Raw genomic sequence first — 21,441 nt, 5'->3', positions numbered from 1 at the left:
GACCACAATTCCGTTCAGGGTTGAGCCCGGCCAGCGGCCGGGTTCCAGGATAAAAACTTCAATCAGGACAACACTTGCCCCGCCGCCACCGTCAGCCCGTCATGCCACCACGCTGCAAGACTGAAGACGTTGGGCGCCTTGAGGATCGTGAAGTGGTTGCCCGGGCCGTACCACACCGCCAGATCCCTGGCCTCACGCTGCCAGCCTTCGAGCATCGCCGCCTGTTCGCGCTGGTTGCCCGAGGCGTCCAGCGTCGGGTCGTCCACCAGCGCCAGACGCACCGGACCGGTGTAGGCCAGCGCCGGCCGATAGACCGTACGCAGTGCGGTGGCGAAAGTGCGCACCGGGCCCTGCATCGCATCGAGTGACGCGCGCTCCGACAGCATACCCGCGCGCACCATTCCCTCGTGCAGCAGGCGCATTTGCGTGCTGTCGTCGGCTTCGGCGAAGGTCAGCGCATCGATGCCCAGGGACTTGCCGCTGGACAGTTGCAGCGACTCGATCAGCCGCAACAGCGCCGCCGTCGTGGTGTAAGGCTTGCCCACCACACTGTTGCCGCCCGGCGATTCACTGTCGATCAGCGTCAGGGATGCCACTTCACGCCCCGCCGCCTGCAACTGCGCCGCCATGGCGTAAGCCACCCAACCACCGAACGAATGCCCGATCAGATGCACCGGCCCTTGCGGATACAACTGCTCAAGCGCCCGCAGGTAGAACGTGGCGGCGCTTTCGACCCGGCTGTGCGGCACCGTCGCGCCGTCGAGGCCTCGGGGTTGCAGCCCATGAATCGGCCACTCCGGCCCCAGCGCCTCGGTCAGGTGGAGGAACCCGGTAACACTGTCGCCGGCACCCGGCACGCAGAAAATCGGTGCATGTCCGGTGTGACCGGTCTGAATGGTCAGGATCGGCTGATAGGCCGCTGGCGCTGGCGCAGTTGCCGTTTCCAGCGCCTGAGTCAGGGCCTGCCCCAGAGCCTGAACGTGCGGTGCTTTCATCATGCTCTGGTGATCGCCCGGTACGTCGATGCAGTGCAATTGCGCACCTGGCAATTCTTCAGCCCAACCGCGCGTGGCGCTGAGTCGTGACATTTGCGCCGAACGCTCCGTGGCACGCAGCAGATGCAACGGCAGGCCGATCGGGTTGATCCGGTAATGCGCCAACGCATGCCCGTGGGCCACTTCCCGGTCGAGGTAATGCCAGGCATCCGCCGACGAGACAGCCGCCAGCTCGGGTCTGAGCAACTGCTGTTCGTGACAATGGTTGAACAAATCGGCGAACGCCCACTGCTCAAGTTCGGTCTGCAACACGGCCAGACGCGCCAGTGCCTGCTGCCCCTGCGTCTCGCGTCCAGCCCAATGCGCCGTGCAATGCAGAAGCAATTGCCGCTTGTGCACATGTGTATCGTTCCACAGCGCCTTGTCTGGATCGGCCAGACGTGGCACGTAGGAGTCGATCAGCCCGACAAACGCCACTGACTCGTCCATCCCGAGCAGTTGCGCCGCGATTTCATAAGCCAGCACACCACCGAACGACCAGCCGGCAAGCCGATAGGGGCCGTGGGGTTGTGTGGCGCGGATCACTTCGACCAGCCGGGCCGCCAGGCACTCCATGGTGCGCAGTTGCGTCATACCGGGATCGATACCCGGCAAGCCGTAAATCGGGAACTCGCCGCCGATGTGCAGGCCCAGCGCCGGGAAATACAGGTCCCGACCACTGAACTCATGCACCAGGAACAACGGCGTGCCCCGCTCGCTTGCCCGCACCACGACCACGCCGTCATGGAGCGGCACAGCGTCACTGCGCTGGCACAGCAGCGTGGCAGCCCCCTCGACAGAGGGATGCTGGAACAGCTCGGCCAACGAAATCGGCCTGTTGGCCTTCTGCATCAGATCGACGAGCCGCACCGCCAGCAGCGAATGCCCGCCCAGTTCGAAGAAGTTGTCATGGCGGCCTAGCCGGTCGACTTGCAACACTTGCGCCCAGAGCCCGGCCAGTGATTCCTCAAGAGGATTGGCCGGCGCTTCATAGTCACGCATGACCAGCGCTTGGTGTGTCGGCGCCGGCAAGGCTTTGCGATCGACCTTGCCGTTGTTGTTCAGCGGCAGGCTCGCCATCGCCACCCAGGCGCTCGGCACCATGTACTCCGGTAACCTGGCTTGCAGCAGTGCGCGCAGAGTAGCGCTCTGCAATGCAGGATCGTGCGCCGTGTAATAGGCCACCAGCCGCGTTGGCTCCTGTCCGTCGCGTCGGGCCAGGACCACCGCTTCCTTGACCCCCGGACAGCTCAAGAGGCGGTTTTCGATTTCTCCGAGCTCAATGCGGAAGCCGCGAATCTTCACCTGGTCATCATTGCGGCCGATACATTCCAGTCGCCCCGGCGCCTGCCAGCGCACCAGGTCGCCCGTGCGATACATCAAGGCTTGCGGGTTGTCGCTGAACGGATCCCGGAGGAATTTCTCGGCACTCAGTTGAGGCCGATTCAGATAGCCCAGCGCAACCCCCTGACCACCGATGTACAACTCACCGGTGACGCCGAACGGCACCGGTTGTTGCCGGTTATCCAGCACATACACGCGGGTATTGCCGATGGGGCCGCCAATCGAAACGCTATCCGCTTCCGGCGCCACCTCACGCACTTCGAAGGTGGTGGCGTACGTCGTGGTTTCGGTCGGGCCATAACAATGCACCAGGCGCAGGTCCGGCGCTTCGGCGAGCAGCTTTCGAAACGCTGCCGGATCGCCACGCTCCCCACCGCACAGCAGGATGCGCAGCCTTTTGAGCGCTTCGGGAATCAATTGCACGTACTGATTGAACAACGCGGTGGTGACGAAGAGGATCGTCGCCCCGCACCGGCTCAGCTCCCGGCCGAATGCCTGTGGGTCGAGCAAAATCCCATGATCGATCACGGCCACCTGGCCACCGTTGAGCAAGGCGCCCCAGATATCCATGGTGCTCGCGTCGAACGCCGGGTTCGAAGCGAATGCCACCCGGTCCCTCGGGTTGAAATCGGCGTAGCCGCAATCGATCACAAGGCGGGTAATGCCGCGATGCGGCACCATGACCCCCTTCGGCGTGCCCGTGGAGCCCGAGGTGTACATGATGTACGCCAGCGCCTCCGAGGACTGAGGCAGATCCGGGTTGTGCGAAGGGCTCCCGGCAAGCGCCAGGGTATCCAGATCCATTCGTCGCACCGGGTACTCGATGGCCTGATCGCTGCCGGTCAACAGCGCGACCGCCTGACAATCCTGCACCATGAATGCCTGACGCTCGGCGGGTGCGTTGATGTCCAGCGGCACATAGGCCGCCGCACACTTGATGATCGCCAACTGCGCGATCAACAGTTCCAGCGAGCGTGGCAACAGAATCGCCACATGATCGCCGGGCTGCACACCTTGAGCGATGAGATGATGCGCCAGGCCGTTGGCGCTGCGGTTCAGTTCTGCGTAACTCAACACCTGCGTCCCGTGCACCGCGGCAACGGCTTGCGGATGCTCGGCGGCCTGCATCTCGAAGACCCGGTGCACGGTAAGCACTTGCGGACAATCCCGTGCGGTGGCGTTGAATTCGTCGAGCAACTGCGTGCGTTCCTGATCCTCGATTATCTGCGCGTGCTCCAGCACTGCCTGGTCGTTGTTGACCATGGCCTGCAACAGGCGCTGGAAATAACCGACATAACGCCGTGCCGTCGCCTCATCGAAGAGCGCTGTGGCGTACTCCATCCAGCCATTTATCCCGTTGGGCGATTCACCCAGGGTCAGGGTCAGGTCGAACTTGGCGAAGTGACTCGGCTCCGCCACCGCTTCCAGGGTCAGATCCCCCAGCGCCAATACCGGCCCGTCGCTGTTGCGCCAGTTGAACATGGTCTGGAACAGCGGGCTGTGGGCCAGGCTGCGGGCCGGTCGGGCGATTTCCACCACTTGCTCGAAGGGCAGGTCCTGATGGGCCTGGGCTTGCAGGGTCAGCGCCTTGACCCGCGCCAGCAGCGCTTCGGTGCTCAACTCACCGGAAGTATCAATGCGTAACGCCAGGGTATTGACGAACAACCCGATCAGTCCGTCGATTTCGGCCCGGAAACGGTTGGCCACCGGCGAGCCGACCACCACGTCCGATTGCCCGGCCAAACGACCGAGCAGCATCGCCCACGCGCTCAGCATCGTCATGTACAGCGTCACGCCATGGCGCTGGCTCAAGGCTTTGAGCCCGGCGCTCAAGCGCTCGTCCAGGCACACTTCGACGCTGCTGCCGGCGTAATCCTGTTGCGGTGGTCGCGGTCGGTCGGCAGGCAACGTCAGCAAGGCTGGCGCATCGGCCAGCGTACGTTGCCAGTATTCGCTCTGGCGCTGCAAAACCTCCCCGCTCAGCCAGCGTCGCTGCCAGACGGCATAGTCTGTGTATTGCAACGCCAGCGGCGGCAAAGGGTCCGCCAACCCCTGACTGAAAGCCTGATACAACGCCATCAGCTCGCGGGTCAGCACCTCCATCGACCAACCGTCGGAGATGATGTGATGCAAGGTGATCAGCAACACATGGTGATCGTCGGCCATACGCACCAGCCGTCCGCGAATCAACGGATCATCCTGCAAGTCGAACGGGCCGGAAGCTTCCCCCTGAATCAGCGCCTGCAAGGCTTCATCGGCCTGCGGGTGCTGGCGCAGGTCCTCGACCCGCAGCAGCACACCGCTGTCGGGCGGAGTAATCAGCACCTGGGCTTCGCCGTTGTACGGCGTGAAACGGCTGCGCAGGCTTTCGTGGCGGGCGACAATCCGGGCCAGTGCCCGCTGTAGCGCATCGGCGTCGAGCACACCGCGCAGACGCAGACCGATCGGAATGTTGTAAGCGGTGTTGGCACCTTCCATCTGCGCCAGAAACCAGAAGCGCTGCTGGGAAAACGACAGCGGCAATGCGCCTTCCCGTGGCACCGGCAGGATCGGCGGCTGCGTCGAGCGTCCGGCCTGGGCAAGCGACTGCGCCACCGACGCCAGCTCGGCATTGGCGAACAACTCGCCGAGCGCTAGCTCCACGCCCAGCCGCTGACGCACTTGCGCGACCATGCGCATGGCCAGCAACGAATGGCCGCCCAACTCAAAGAAATGATCCTGACGCCCTATCCGTTCGACCTGCAGAACCTCGGCCCAGATCTGCGCCAGCGTGCATTCGAGCTCGCCTTGCGGCGCCTCGTATTCACGAGTGAGCAGCGCCGTGCGCTCCGGCAACGGCAAGGCCTTGCGATCCAGTTTGCCATTGGCGGTCAGCGGCAGGCTGTCGAGTCTGACGAACGCGACCGGCACCATGTACTCGGGCAACTGGCCCAGCAGATGCTCGCGCAGTTGCGCCACAGCCAGTGGCTGCACCTGCGCCTGCTCGGTGAAATAGGCGACCAGCCGTGGTTGTCCGGGCTCGTCTTCACGGGCCAGCAGCACCGCTTCCTGAATGCCGGGAAGCTGGTGCAGACGGCTTTCGATTTCCCCCAGTTCTATACGCACGCCGCGGATTTTCACCTGGTCATCGTTGCGCCCCAGATATTCGATCGTCCCGTCCCGGCGCCAGCGGGCAAGGTCGCCGGTGCGATACAGACGCGCATTCGGTCGTTCACTGAAGGGGTCCGGCAGAAAGCGTTCGGCAGTCAGCTGCGCGCGGTTCAAGTAACCGCGCGCCACGCCTCGGCCACCGATATACAGCTCGCCGGGCACCCCGATCGGCACCGGACGCTGTTGCTCGTCGAGCAGATACACCGAGGTATTGCTCACCGGTTTGCCGATGTGCAGCGCCTCCCCCGCCTCGATCCGTCCAGACGTAGCGACTACGGTGGCTTCGGTCGGGCCATAGTTGTTGATCACATCGAAATGCTGATTGCGCGAAAACTGACGCAAGCGATCGCCGCCGATCAACAGGGTACGCAATGTCGGGTGCTCGAGATGCCGGCTGAAGGCGTATTCGGCGACGGGCGTCGGCAGGAAACTCACGTCCAGCGGTTGCGCGCACCACCAGGCCAGCAGCCCGTCGACGTCTTCGCCGCCGTCCTGCGCAGGCGCCAGGTGCAGGGTCGCGCCGACGCACAGAGCTGGCCAGACTTCCCATGCCATCGCGTCGAAGCCGAACCCGGCCAGACTCGACGTATGGCGGCCGGCACACAGGTCAAACGCGTTGCAGTGCCAGTCGACCAGATTGGCCAGTGTCTGGTGTTCGACCATCACGCCCTTGGGCAAACCGGTGGAGCCGGAGGTATAGATCACGTAAGCCAGGTTCGCCTCGGACAGACCTGATACCACCGGGTTTGCGTCATTGCCTGAGCACCAGGTGCGCGGATCAAGATCGAGCACCGGCAACTCCTGTCCCGGCAGCCGTGCGAGCAGGTCACTCGAGGTCAGAATCGCCACTGGCTCGCAATCGCTCAGCAGATAATTCAAGCGTTCGGCCGGATGCGCGGGGTCGATCGGCACATACCCGGCGCCTGCCTTGAGGACTGCGAGCAATCCGGCCAGGGTATCCAGCCCTCGCCGGGCGACGATGGCTACCCGGTCATCCGGCTGCACACCCAGATCGATCAAGCGATGCGCCAGAAGGTTGGCCTGGCGGTTCAGTTCGTGGAACGTCAGTTGCTTGTCCAGATGCACCGCCGCCAGCGCTTGCGGTCGCGCGACGACCTGCGCCTCGAAGCGTTGATGAATTGTCTGTCCGCGAACGTATTCGACATCACTGGCGTTGAACCCCGTCAACAGCTGTTCGCGCTCCGGGGCGGGCAACACCGACAGTTGACTCAGCGGCGTATCCGCCGCGTGCTCCAGCGCCTGCAACAGGTTTTCCATGGCACACAACATATAGCCGCAGATGCGCTGCGCCTCGACTTCACGGGTGGCCAGCAGCGTCAGGCTGAAGTGATCGCCAAAGTCATCGATGCTCAAGGTCAGCGGGTAATTGGTGCGTTCCTCCGCATGCAGGACGCTGATCCCCTCCCAGGCCGAGAGCGCTTCGGCACTGGCATTGGCACTCGAGGTGCTGTGCCGGTAGTTGAGCAGCGAACTGAACAGCGGCGATGACCCGACCACCCCGCTGCAGCGCTGGGCCAGCACCAGCGGGGCGTGCTCATGGCGCATCAGGCTCGTCAGACGTGCCTGGGTGGCCTTCACCGCCTCACTCGCTGCCAGCGCGCTGACCTCGACCCGGAGCGGCAAGGTGTTGATGAAAATGCCCAGCGCGCGGTCGGTCGACTCCGCCCCTTGCATCCGCCCCATCAGCACGGTACCGAACACAACGGCGGACTTGCCGGTGAGTGCATTCAGGACCTGCCCCCAGCCGAGATGGAACAGACTCGCGACACTCACCCCGAGCGAGCGGGCACTGGCTCGCAGGCGCTGCCCCAGCAACGGGTCAAGTGGCACACCGCACTCTTCGATGTCGCTGCCGTCGCCATGCACGCCCTGCAGGCCGAACGGCAACGTCGGCTCGTCGATGTCACCGAGCATCTCGCGGAAAAACGCCTCGTGCTCGGACTCGCTGATGCCTAGCCGCGCCTGGGCGACATAATTGCGAAACGGTACGGGCGCTCCCAGTCTGGTGCTCTGTCCTGACAGGCACGCCTGCATTTCCTCGCTGACCACCGCGAGCGCCGAGTGATCCATCGCCATGTGGTGAAACAGCAATATCGCGACGATACGCCCGGTCTTTGCATCCCAGGCATGAGCCAGGCGCAATAGCGGCGCACGTGTCACGTCGAGACGGAAATGCCGGGCGTCGAATCGCGCATGCAACTGCTCAAGGACATCGCCCTCAGCCGCATCAAGCTGCACGTTCTCCAAAGGCAACTCGACACTTCGCAGGACGACCTGCACCGGCGTGTCCAGTCCTTCCCAGACGATGGCGGTGCGCAGAATGTCGTGGCGCTCGATGACAGTCTGCAGAGCCTGAACGAATGCCTCAAACCGCTCGGGTCCGCTGAACGCGAATTTCGCCTGCATCACATACGGATCACCCTGTGCAGCGCTCGCGTGGTGGTAGAGGATGCCCTCCTGCAACGGCGTCAGTGGATAGATGTCCTGGACATTGGCGCCGCCGCCAGGGATCTGCGCGACAATTTGATCGAGGGTGTCCTGGCTCAGGTCAACCATTGTCAGCATCGCCGGGGTGACCCGTGTTGTGCCCGGTGAAATGCCATTGACCGGCACTGCAACCTGCCCTTCCCGTGCGGGCGAGTAACCGCCCGCCTCGATCAGCTCGATCAATGCTGGTTTGTGCTCGCGCAATGCGGCCAGCAAGGCCGGTTCACTCAGGGCCTGCTTGTTGCCATTGACCCGTAATTGCCCGTCCGTGATTGCCAACTGGATGTCTTTTGTCTTCAGCGTCGCCAACAGTTCATTCAGGCTCACAGGACGATCTCCATTCTTTCCGTGATAGCCGCGTAACCAGCCAGAGTCGGTTGCTCGAACAACGTCCGGACATCGGCTTCGATACCTGCCTGTTGCAGGCGCCCGATCAGACTGACCGCCAGCAACGAATGCCCACCCAGTTCAAAGAAATGGTCTTGTCGCCCGACGCGCTCGACTTTGAGCAATTCGCACCACAGTCCCGCGAGGAGGGTTTCCATTTCGCCGACAGGGGCTTCGTATTCGCGGCGGCTGACCGCAGCCGAATCCGGTGCGGGCAGCGCCTTGCGATCAACCTTGCCGTTGGGGCTCAGCGGCAGGCTGTCGAGCGCGACGAATGCCGACGGCACCATGTAATCGGGCAAGCGTGCCAGCAAGTGTTCGCGCAACGCCTCGATCCCCGGTTGCCCGGCGTCGGCATGCCGGGTGAAGTACGCCACCAGACGCTCCTCACGCACCAGCACCACGGCTTCGCGCAGCGCTGGATGGCTGAGCAGTTGCGCTTCGATCTCACCCGGTTCCAGACGCAGGCCACGCAGCTTGACCTGGAAGTCGTTGCGCCCGATGAATTCGAGCTGGCCATCGGCGCGGTAACGCACCAGGTCGCCCGTGGCGTACAACCGGTCGCCGGCCACAAACGGGCTCGGGATAAACCGTTCGGCCATCAATTGCGGCAGGCCCAGATAACCCCGCGCAACCCCGGCACCACCAATGAACAACTGACCGATCACGCCCATCGGCACCGGCCGCTGAGCGGCATCGAGGACATATAGACGGGTGTTGTTGATCGGCCGTCCGATCGGCAACGCGCTGTCCGGTACCGACATCGACGGTTCCAACGTCCACGCCGTGCTGTCGACCGTGGCTTCGGTCGGGCCGTAAACGTTGTGCAAGCGCACTTGCGGCAAACGCTCGCGCACACGGCGAGCCAGCGCCGGTGTCAGGTCGCCGCCGCCACAGAACACGTCGGTAAGGCTGCTGCACTGGCTGACATCGTCCTGCTCGAGGAACTGTTGCAACAGCACCGGCACAAACTGGATCACGCTGATCCGCTGTTCGCGAATCACCCGCGCCAGATACGCCGGTTCACGGTGTCCGTCGGGACGCGCCAGCACCAGACGCAACCCGGCACTCAACGGCCAGAACAGCTCCCAGACCGAGGCGTCGAAACTGAACGGGGTCTTCTGCAACAGGGCGCCGTCCGTCACGACGGGACACAGCTGCGAACTCCAGTGCAGCAAATTGCCGACGCCGCGATGCTCGACCATCACGCCTTTCGGCGCCCCGGTAGAGCCGGAGGTGTAGATCACGTAAGCCAGGTTCGAAGCGCTCAGGCCCGGTACTTGCGGGTTGTCCTCCGGGTTGGATGTCCATTGCGCCTGATCCAGATCGATCACCCGCGCAGTGCTCTCGTCGAGCAAGGCGCGAGTCGCCCCATGCACCAGCACCGCTACCGGCGCGCTGTCCTTGAGCATGTAATCCAGACGTTCCGCCGGGTACACCGGGTCCAGCGGCACATAGGCACCACCCGCCTTGAGAATGCCGAGCAGTCCGACGATCAGCTCCAGCCCGCGCTCGACGCAGATTGCCACCCGCGAATCCGGCCCCACGCCCAGCTCACGCAGGTAATGGGCCAGGCGATTGGCCTGTGCGTTGAGTTCGGCGTAGGTCAGCCGCTGCTCACCGGCCTGCAACGCGATGGCTTGCGGCGTGCGTTGCACTTGCGCCTCGAACATAGCGTGAACGGTTTGCTCCAGATCGTCGGCGGTGCCGGTGACGTTAAGGTCGTAAAGCACCCGCTGACGTTCTGCGCCGTCAAGGATCGGCAAGCGGTTCAGCGGCTGATCCGGAGCCTGCTCCAGAGCATCCGCCAGTTGCTCCAGCGCGGTCTGCATGTAGTCGCAGATCCGCTGCGAGCCGATGCTCGCCGGGGTCATGGCGGTGAGCACGAACCCGCTGCCCAGATCATCGACGCCCAGACTCAGCGGATAGTTGGTGCGCTCTTCGCTGCTCAGGGTCTCGATGCCCTGCCAGGCCTGACGCCGGTTTTGCTGTTGCGCCGCGTCGGCGCTGTGCCGGTAGTTGAGCATCGAACTGAACAGCGGTGACGGCGCGGCGACGCCGCTGCAACGCTGGGCCAGCGCCAGCGAGGCGTGCTCATGACCGAGCAGCGCACTGAGCCGCGCATGCGTCGCCCGAGCCCCATCACGCACCGGGGTTGCCCCCAGGTCGACCCGCAGCGGCAAGGTGTTGATGAACATCCCCAACGCCCGGTCGGCCCCCTCGCCGCCCTGCATCCGGCCCATCAGCACCGTGCCGAACACCACCCGCTCCTGCCCGGATGTCGCCGCCAGCACCTGCGCCCAGGCGAGGTGGAACAGGCTGGCCACGCTGATGCCCAGTTGCCGCGCGAGGCTGCGTAGACGCTGGCCGGTGGCGGCGGTCAGGGCCTGTTGCGTTTCCTCGATGTCGCGACCGTCTCCCTGCACATCCTGCAAGCCGAACGGCAGGGTCGGCTCGTCGATGTCGCCGAGCATGTCGCGGAAGAACGCCTCGTGCTCCTGCTCGCTGACACCCAGCCGCGCCTGTGCCACGTAGTTGCGGTAAGGCACGGCCGCGCCCAACGAAGCTTCATGCCCTTGCAGGCAGGCGAGCATTTCTTGCTGCACCACGTCCAGCGCGGTGTGATCGAGCACGAGATGGTGGAACAGCAACATCGCGCCCCCCCGGTCGTGGGCCGGATCACGGGCATACACCAGACGCAGCAACGGCGCCTGGCTGATGTCGAGGCGGTAGTGCCGGGCATCGAAACGCTCGTGCAACTGGTCAAGGATGTCGCCATCCGCCGGATCGAGCACTATTTCCTGCACCGGCAAGTCTGCGTGACGCCAGACCACTTGCATCGGCTCGGCCAGCTTCTGCCAGATCACCGCCGTGCGCAGGATGTCGTGACGGGCAATGACCTGGCGCAGCGCCGCGACAAAGCTGTCGACTCGCTCGAGGCTGTCGAAGGCCAGCCGCGATTGGAGCAGGTACGGGTCGCCCTGCTCCGCGCTCAAGTGGTGATAAAGAATGCCCTCCTGCAACGGCGCCAGCGGATAAATGTCCTGCACGTTCGCCGCACCACCCGGCACGCTGGCGACGATCCGGTCGATGCTCGACTGATCCAGTTCGGTCAGGCTCAGCAGCTCCGGGGTGATGCGGGTGCAGTCGGCAGGAATGCGATTGTCCGGCACTTCGATTTCGCGACCGCTGCCTACTGCCGTAGCCAATGCAGCCAGAGTCGGCTGGCTGAACAGCACACGCACGTCGGTGTTCAGGCCGATCTGGCGCAGGCGTTCGATCAGGCTCACGGCCAGCAGCGAGTGGCCGCCCAGTTCGAAGAAGTTGTCGTGGCGACCGACTTTTTCCAGCTTCAGGACATCGGCCCAGATCTGCGCCAGCGCGGTTTCCACCAGGCCTTCCGGGGCTTCGTATTCACGGCTGAGCCAGGCGTTCTGATCCGGTTCCGGCAAGGCCTTGCGGTCGAGCTTGCCGTTGGCGGTCAGCGGCAAAGTATCGAGTCGCACGTAAGCCGCCGGGATCAGCGCTTGCGGCAATCGGGTTTGCAGATGATTGCGCAGGGCTTCGATATCGGTCGGCGCACGCTCGGTGAACCACACCAGCAATTGCCCGTCGCGCACCAGCGCCACCGCGTCCTGCACCGCCGGATGGCTGGCCAGCGCCGATTCGATTTCCCCCAGTTCAACCCGCACGCCGCGCAGTTTCACCTGATCGTCATTGCGGCCCAGGTATTCGATGTTGCCGTCTGCCAACCAGCGTGCGAGGTCGCCGGTGCGGTACATGCGTCCTTCGTTGAACGGATCATTCAGGAAGCGTTCGGCGGTCAGATCGGGACGGTTGAGGTAACCCCGCGCCACGCCCGCACCTGCGACATACAACTCGCCCGTGACGCCCACCGGCACGGGGCGTTGCTGGTCGTCGAGCAGATAGATTCGGGCGTTGGCCATCGGCCGGCCGATGTGCAGCGGCTGCCCGACTTCAACCGAACCCGAGGTGGCGACCACTGTGGCTTCGGTCGGGCCATAGTTGTTGATCACCGCAAAGCTCTGCTCACGATTGAACTGACGCAGCTTGTCGCCGCCGATCAGCAAGGTACGCAAGGTCGGGTGTTGCAGCTCGCGGCTGAAGGCATATTCGGCCACCGGGGTCGGCAGGAAGCTGACCTGCAACGGCTGCGCGCGCCACCAGTCGAGCAACTCGTCCAGGTGCTCGTTGCTCACCGATTCCGGCGGCAGGTGCAGGGTCGCGCCGACGCACAATGCCGGCCAGACTTCCCAGGCCATCGCATCAAAACCGAAACCGGCCACGCTGGCGGTGTGGCTGCCGGCGTGCAGGTCGAAGGCTTCGGTGTGCCAGTGCACAAGGTTTTCCAGGGTCGCGTGTTCGACCATCACGCCTTTCGGCTGGCCGGTGGAGCCTGAGGTGTAGATCACGTAGGCCAGGTCGTCCGGCGTAAACTCGGCAACCTGCGGATCAGCAACCGACAGGTCTTGCCAGGTCTCATGGGCAAGATCAATCACCGGTATGCCAGCCTGATTCGGCAAAGCTACGTCGCGAACCAGTACCACCCTCGGCGCACTGTCGGCCAGCATGTAAGCGATTCGCTCGGGCGGATAAGCCGGGTCGACCGGTACATAAGCGGCGCCGGCCTTGAGGATCGCCAGCAAGCCGACCAGCATGTCCGGGCTGCGTTTGAGACAGATCGCCACTCGTGTCTCGGTAGTGACCCCCAGCCCCCGCAGATGATGGGCCAGGCGATTGGCGCGCTGGTTCAATTGCCTGAACGTCAGGCGCTGCGTGCCCGCCTGAACCGCCACGGCCTCCGGCGTGCGCGCAACCTGCGCTTCGAACAGATGATGAACACCTTGCGCTGACGGGTAACCGGTGGAGCTCGCATTGAAGTCGCCAAGCAGCTGCGCGCGCGCCACCGCTGACAGGACGTTGAGACGTTCAAAGGCCTGTCCGGGGTTGTCAGCCAACGCTGTCGCCAGCTCCGTCAGAGCGGTGTGCATCAGCTCGCAGACCCGCTGCGCCCCCACATGATCCGGGGTCAGCACCGACAGATTGAAGCCATCGCCCCGGTCGTTGATGCTCAAGGTCAGCGGATAATTCGTGCGCCCGTCCTGGGCCAGGAATTCGATGCCTTGCCAGACCGGATCAACAGGCTCTCGCGCAACGTCGTGGCCGCTGTGTCGATAGTTGAGTACCGCGCTGAACAGCGGCAAAGGCGCGGCCACGGCGCTGCAACGCTGAGCCAGTGCCAGCGACGCATGTTCGTGTCCCAGTAAAGCCGCCAGCCGCTCATGAACCGTGCGAACCGCTTCACTCACACTCTGCCCGTCAACCTCCACGCGCAGCGGCAAGGTGTTGATGAACATCCCCAAAGCCCGATCCGCGCCCTCGCCGCCTTGCATGCGCCCCAGCAGCACGGTGCCGAACACCACGTCCCGGCGTCCGGAGGTCGCCGCCAGCACCCGCGCCCAGGCGAGATGAAACAGGCTCGCGACGCTGACCCCGTATTGCCGCGCCTGGCGGCGCAGGTGCCGATTCAATTCCACCGGCAGCGCCAGCGAGTGCTCCTCGATGTTGCGGCCGTCGCCCTGTACGTCCTGCAAGCCGAATGGCAGGGTCGGTTCGTCGATGTCGCTGAGCATTTCGCGAAAGAAGGTTTCGTGTTCGTCCTCGCTGATGCCTTGGCGGGCCTGATGGACGTAGTTGCGGTAGGGGGCGGCGGGCGGCAAAGACTCAACCTGCCCCGGCAGATACAACTGCATTTCCCGGCGAACCACCTCCAGTGCGGTGTGATCCAGCACGACGTGATGGAACAACAGCACGCCTGCCACCCGGTCATGCAGCGGATCTTCGGCATATACCAGACGGATCAGCGGTGCCTGACCGAGGTCGAGACGAAAATCCCGGGCATCGAAGCGTGCACGCAACTGATGGAGGATATCGCCGTCCAGCGGACTCAAATCGACCGATTGCACCGTCAACTCGGCCTCTCGCCATACCACTTGCTGCGGGCTCGGCAATCCTTCCCACACCAGACTGGTGCGCAGGATGTCGTGGCGCGCAATCACCTTTTGCAAGGCGTTGGCAAAAGCGTGCAAGCGCTCGACGCTGGCAAAGGCCAGACATGATTGCAGCAGGTACGGGTCGCCCTGCTCCGCGCTCAAGTGGTGATAAAGGATGCCTTCCTGCAACGGCGCCAGCGGATAAATGTCCTGCACGTTGGCCGCACCACCCGGCACGCTGGCGACGATCCGGTCGATGCTCGGCTGATCCAGTTCGGTCAGGCTCAGCAGGTCCGGGGTGATATGGGTGCAATCAGCAGGAATGCGGTTGGCCGGCACTTCGATTTCGCGACCGCTGCCCACCGCTGCGGCCAGGGCGGCCAGGGTCGGCTGGCTGAACAGCACACGCACGTCGGTGTTCAGGCCGATCTGGCGCAGGCGTTCGATCAGGCTGACGGCAAGCAACGAGTGGCCACCCAGTTCGAAGAAGTTGTCGTGGCGTCCGACCTGCTCCAGTTTCAACACGTCAGCCCAGATCTGCGCCAGCGCGGTTTCCACCGGGCCTTGCGGGGCTTCGTATTCGCGGCTGAGCCAGGCGCTTTGATCCGGCTCCGGCAAGGCCTTGCGGTCGAGTTTGCCGTTGGCGGTCAGCGGCAAGGCGTCGAGGCGCACGTAAGCCGCCGGGATCAGCGCTTGCGGTAGACGCGTTTGCAGATGATTGCGCAGGGCTTCGATATCGGTCGGCGCATGCTCGGTGAACCACACCAGCAATTGCCCGTCGCGCACCAGCGCTACTGCGTCCTGCACTGCCGGATGGCTGCTCAGGGCGGCTTCGATTTCCCCCAGTTCAACCCGTACGCCGCGCAGTTTCACCTGATCGTCGTTGCGGCCCAGGTACTCGATATTGCCGTCCGCCAGCCAACGTGCGAGGTCGCCGGTGCGGTACATGCGTCCTTCGTTGAACGGATCATTCAGGAAGCGTTCGGCAGTCAGATCGGGACGGTTCAGGTAACCCCGTGCGACACCGGCGCCGGCGACGTACAACTCCCCCGTCACACCTACTGGCACGGGGCGTTGCTGCTCATCCAGCAGATAGACCTTGGCGTTGGCAATCGGCCGGCCGATGTGCAGCGGCTGGCCGATTTCGACCCGGCCGGACGTCGCGACCACCGTAGCCTCGGTCGGGCCGTAGTTGTTGATCACCGCGAAGGTCTGTTCGCGGTTGAACTGCCGCAGCTTGTCGCCGCCGATCAGCAAGGTGCGCAAGGTCGGGTGTTGCAGCCCGCGGCTGAAGGCATATTCGGCCACCGGGGTCGGCAGGAAGCTGACCTGCAACGGCTGCGCGCGCCACCAGTCGAGCAGTTCGTCCAGGTGCTCGTTGCTCACCGTTTCCGGCGGCAGGTGCAGGGTCGCGCCGACGCACAACGCCGGCCAGACTTCCCAGGCCATCGCATCGAAACCGAACCCGGCCACGCTGGCGGTGTGGCTGCCGGCGTGCAGGTCGAAGGCTTCGGCGTGCCAGTGCACAAGGTTTTCCAGGGTCGCGTGTTCGACCATCACGCCTTTCGGCTGGCCGGTGGAGCCCGAGGTGTAGATCACGTAGGCCAGATGCTCGGGGGTCAGGTCCGGCAACTGTGGATTGCTGTCCGGCAGATGCTGCCAGGCGTCGCTGTCAAGGTTGATCACCGGCACGGCACCCAGCAGGTCGCGAGTGGCCGTCTGTGCCAGCACCGCCACCGGATCGCTGTCCTGCAACAGGTAAGCGATCCGTTCTGCCGGATGTGCCGGATCGACCGGGACATAGCCGGCGCCAGCCTTGAGGATCGCCAGCAGCCCGATCAGCATCTGCGCACCACGCTGCACACAGAGCGCGACGCGGTCGTCCGGTTGCACACCGAGACCGATCAGGTGATGGGCCAGGCGGTTGGCGCGGCGGTTCAAGCCGTCGTAGCTCAGGCTTTGCCCGCCCTGCACCACTGCCACAGCGTCGGGTTGGCTCGCCGCTCGCGCTTCAAACAATTGGTGCACAACATGGCCGTGGGCAAAGTCGCGACCGGTGACATTGAAACCGACCAGCACGCGCTGGCGTTCGGCCGCCGACAGAATCGACACCTGATTCAATGGCGCATGGCGATCCTGTTCCAGCGCGCTCAGCAAATTGTGCAGTGCCGTTTGCAGGTAATCGCAGACCCGCGCGCCATCCACTTCGGGCAATGCCTGCACAGAAAGCCGAAAGCCCTGTCCAAGGTCGTCGACGCTGACCACCAGCGGATAGTTGCTGCGCTCACGAGAATCGAGAATCCGGATGCCTTCCCAGCCCGGCGTCGCCGTCTGTTGCGCGCTGTGGCGATAGTTGAGCAAGGTATTGAACAGCGGTTGCGAACCCGTCACGCCACTGCAACGTTGAGCGAGCATCAGCGGCGCCTGCTCATGCACCAGCAGTTGCGCCAGACGCTCGTGGGTCGCCCTGACACCCGCCTCCACCGCCGTGGCCCCGACATGGACCCGCAGCGGCAAGGTGTTGATGAACATGCCCAACGAACGATCGGCGCCCTCTCCCCCCTGCATGCGCCCCAGCAACACCGTGCCGAATACCACTTCCTCGCGCCCGCAGACCTGGGCAAGTACCTGGCCCCAGGCCTGATGCACCAGACTCGCAACACTGATGCCCAGCGTGCGGGCCTGTTGGCGCAGGCGTGCGGCAAGACGCTCATCCAGTGCCAGCTCGCTGTCCACGATGTTTGTGCCATCGCCGAGTACGTCCCGCAGGCCGAACGCCAGGGTCGGTTCAGCGATGTCGCCGAGCATCTCGCGAAAGAATGCTTCATGGGCCTCGGCATTCGAACCGAGACGGGCCTGAGCGACATAGTTGCGGTATTGCACGGGCGGCGGCAGCACGCCGACTTGCCCGTCAAGGGCGTCGCTCATCTCGGCCACCAATACCTCAAGCGCGGTGTGATCGAGCGCGATATGGTGCAACAGCAGGATCCCGACCCAGCGGTTTTGCAAAGGGTCCTCGGTGTAGGCGAAGCGCATCAACGGCGCACGCTGCAAGTCCAGGCGATAGTGTCGCGGATCGAAGCGCGCCTGCATTTGCTGCAACACATCACCGTCCTGCGGATCGGCATCCACCCGCTCCAGTGCCAGCGGCGCCGAACGCCACACCACTTGCACCGGCTCGTCGAGGTTTTCCCTGACCACACTGGTACGCAGGATGTCGTGCCGGGCGATGACACTGTTCAACGCGCGAACGAACGCCTTGATCTGCGCCAGTCCGTCGAAGGCGAACTGCGCTTGCAACACGTACGGGTCACCGTCGGCAATGGCCAGATGGTGATAGAGGATTCCTGACTGCAACGGTGCCAGGGCGTAGATGTCCTGCACGTTGTCGATACCGCCCTCGACGGTCTCGACGATACGGTCGATGGCCGCTTGATCCAGCGTGGCCAGCGGCAGCATGTCCGGGGTGATGCGGGTGCAACCGGGTTCGATGCGATTGGCCGGGACGCTGAACGTGGAGGTCCTACCGAGCGTCGCCGCGAGTGCCGCCACGCTCGGCTGGCCGAACAGCACACGGACGTCGCACTGCATGTCCTGCTGACGCATGCGTTCGATCAGCTTCACCGCCAGCAACGAATGCCCGCCCAGCTCGAAGAAATTGTCATGTCTGCCCACCCGGTCCAATCCGAGCAAGGTCTGCCAGATCACAGCGATGCGGGTTTCGATTTCGCCAAGCGGTGCTTCAAACTCCCGCCGGGCGAAGGCTTCGTTGTCCGGCTGCGGCAACGCCCGGCGATCGAGTTTGCCGTTGGCCGTCAGCGGGAAGGCATCGAGGCGCACGAACGCACCCGGCACCATATGCTCGGCCAGCGATGCCAGCAGGTGATCGCGCAATTGCGCAACGCTCGGTTCGACACCTTCGGCGGCCAGCCAGTAGGCCACCAGGCGCGTATCGCCGGGGCTGTCCTCGCGGGCGATCACCAGCGCATCGCGCACGCCGTCGCAGGAGGCAAGACGTGCCTGGATCTCGCCAAGCTCGATACGGAAACCACGGATTTTCACCTGATCGTCGTTGCGGCCCAGGTATTCAAGTTCGCCGTCCACCGTCCAGCGTGCCAGATCGCCGGTCTTGTACAAACGCGCTTGGGCATGCCCACTGAACGGGTCGGCGATGAAGCGCTCGGCGGTCAACGCCTCACGATTCAGATACCCACGGGCAACCCCGGCGCCACCCACATACAACTCACCGGTCACCCCGGCCGGTACGGGTTCCCGCCGGGCATCGAGGACGTATAGCTGCAGGTCGGGAATGCGCACGCCGATCGGGCTGCTGGCGGTCAGTTGCGCGTCTGCCGCTGCCAGCGGTCGGTAGGTCACATGCACCGTGGTTTCGGTGATGCCGTACATGTTCACCAGCCGGGTGCCAGCGTTGCCGATCCGCGCGTACCAGGGTTTGAGCGATCCTGGCTCCAGCGCCTCACCGCCAAAAATCACCTCGCGCAGCGAATGCTGCAACGGGCTGCGGCCCTGAGCGGCGACCAACTGCCGGAAAGCGCTTGGCGTCTGGTTGAGTACAGTGACGCCCGAGCGGCAGAGCAACGCGTAACACTCGTCCGGCGAGCGACTGATGTGTTGCGGCACCACCAGCAACTGTCCGCCGTACGCCAGCGCACCCCAGATTTCCCAGACCGAGAAATCAAAGGCAAACGAATGGAACAACGCCCAGACGTCTTGCCCGTTGAACCGGAACCAATCGTGGGTCGCGCCAAACAGGCGTGCCACGTTGCGGTGCTCGACCATCACGCCTTTGGGCAGCCCGGTGGAGCCAGAGGTGTAGATCACGTAGGCCAGATGCGCCGGATTCAAGTCCGGGATCTGCGGGTTGAACGCCGGTTCGGTGTGCAATCCGTGGTCGTCGAGGTCGATCCGCGGCACGGATAGCCCGGCAATCCGATCCAGAGTCGCGGCCTGCATCAGCACCGCCACCGGCGCACTGTCTTGCAGGGTGAAGGTGATGCGCTCCAGCGGATAAGCCGGATCGATCGGCACATATCCGGCACCCGCCTTGAGCACGCCGAGCAGGCCGACGATCATTTGCGGGCCGCGCTCAACGCAGATCGCTACCCGGTCATCCGGACGAATGCCGAGGGCGAGCAAACGATGGGCCACCTGGTTGGCCTGTCGGTTGAGTGCTCCATAGCTGTAAGTACGGCCCTCGAACAGCAACGCGACCGCCTCGGGCCGAGTGTGCGCATGCGCTTCGAACTGCTGATGGATCAAAGGCGTATCGGGAAACGTCGTCTTCGGTGAATTGACGCCATACAGCCAGTGCTCACGCTCGGCGGGCGGCAGGATGTTGAGGCTGTGCAATGCGGCTTGCGGGTTGTTCTGCAACGCATCGACGAGACTGTCCAGTGCCGTGCGCAGGTAACCGGCGATGCGTGAGGCGCCAAGCGTCACATCGGCCAGCACCGTGATGCGCAGGTCCTGACCGAGGTCATCGATGTTGACGGTCAGCGGGTAATTGGTGCGCTCGCGGGCGCCCAGCACCTGCACCCCCGGCGACAGCTCGATCACCTCGGCAACTTCCTCCACGCTGCTGTGGCGGTAGTTGAGCATGGCGCTGAACAGCGGCGTCGGGACCGCCACGGCGCTGCAACGCTGGGCCAGTGCCAGGGACGCCTGCTCATGGGCGAGCAGCGCGGTCAGGCGCCGGTGCGTCGTCAGCACGCCGTCATGAACGCTCGACGCGCCGACATCCACCCGCAAAGGCAAGGTATTGATGAACATCCCCAAGGCCTGTTCGACACCGTCAGCCGCGTTCATCCGTCCCAACAAAACGGTGCCGAACACCACCGCCGAGCGCCCGCACAGCTGACCCAGCACCCGCGCCATGGCCAGGTGCATCAGGCTCGCCACGCTCACCCCCGATTGTCGCGCGTGGGTACGCAGGCGCTGGCTCAGATCGCTGTCGAGCATGCACGAGACTTCCTCGATGCCCTGCCCGTCACCTTGTACATCGTGCAAGCCGCCGGGCAGTGTTGGCTCGTCGATGTCGCCGAGCATCTCGCGGAAAAATGCCTGGTGCGCTTGCTCATCCGACCCCAGGCGTGCCCTCGCCAGATGGTCACGATATGGCACCGCCCTCGCGACTTCAGCGCCGCGGCCGGACAGATAAGCCTGAATTTCCCGGCGCACCACATCGAGCGCGAGGTGATCCATGATGATGTGATGGAACAGCAACAAGGCAGCTACCCGGTCGTTGGCCGGATCCTCGGCGAACACCAGCCGCAGCAACGGGGCCTGTTGCAGGTCGAGGCGGAAGTATTGTGGGTCGTGGCGTGCCAGCAATTGCGCGAGTACATCCTCACGGTCATTCAGATCGACTTCCTCACAGACCAGCGGGGCTTCACGCCAGACCACCTGCACAGGCTCGTCCAGATGCTCCCAGAGGATGGAGGTGCGCAAAATGTCATGGCGCTCGATCACCCGACGCAACGCTTCGGTGAATGCCTCCAGCCGTTCGCGACTGTCGAACGTGAACCGCGCCTGCGACACATAGGGATCACCCTCAGGCGCGGAGAGATGGTGATAAAGCAGCCCCTCCTGCAGCGGCGCCAGCGGATAGATGTCCTGCACATTCGCCACGCCACCCGGCACGGTGGCGACGATCCGGTCGATGGCCGACTGATCCAGCTGCACCAGCGGCAGCATGTCCGGGGTGATGCGCAGCGCCGGGCTCGACCAGTCGCCGCCGTGGCTCGCCACCAGTTCCAGCAACTGCGCCTTGTGTTTGGCGAGGCTGTCCCACAACGCATCGTCCAGTGCGTCGTCATCGCCCAGAATGACCAGGTCTTCATCGTCCTGTTGAAGGCGGATCGCATGGGTGGAAATAACAGCCATCAGCTCGCGAAATTGCATGGGGGTAACCTGCTGTAAATTCGGGAAAAAGGAGCGCGCAGCGGCGACTCCGTGCGGCCGCGCGCAGCCTAGAAAAGCTAAAA

2 protein-coding genes are annotated in these 21,441 nt (G+C 64.1%); both read right to left on the bottom strand.

The features are described from left to right. Positions 1-62: 62 nt before the first annotated feature. Positions 63-8,363 carry a non-ribosomal peptide synthetase gene (locus PDR5_RS11745; RefSeq protein ID WP_064595549.1) on the bottom strand — a complete coding sequence of 2,767 codons (8,301 nt, stop codon included), beginning with the start codon at positions 8,361-8,363 and terminating at the stop codon, positions 63-65. Then, positions 8,360-21,358: a non-ribosomal peptide synthetase gene (locus PDR5_RS11740; protein WP_064595547.1), complete on the bottom strand. Its 12,999-nt coding sequence runs from the start codon at positions 21,356-21,358 to the stop codon at positions 8,360-8,362. The genes PDR5_RS11745 and PDR5_RS11740 overlap by 4 nt, the downstream gene beginning before the upstream one ends. Positions 21,359-21,441 lie beyond the last annotated feature (83 nt).

The sequence above is a fragment of the Pseudomonas sp. DR 5-09 genome, from assembly GCF_001655595.1.
GTDB lineage: Bacteria > Pseudomonadota > Gammaproteobacteria > Pseudomonadales > Pseudomonadaceae > Aquipseudomonas > Aquipseudomonas pharyngis.
Note: the sequence above shows the minus strand (reverse complement) of the source record. Positions and strands in the feature narration are given on the sequence as shown.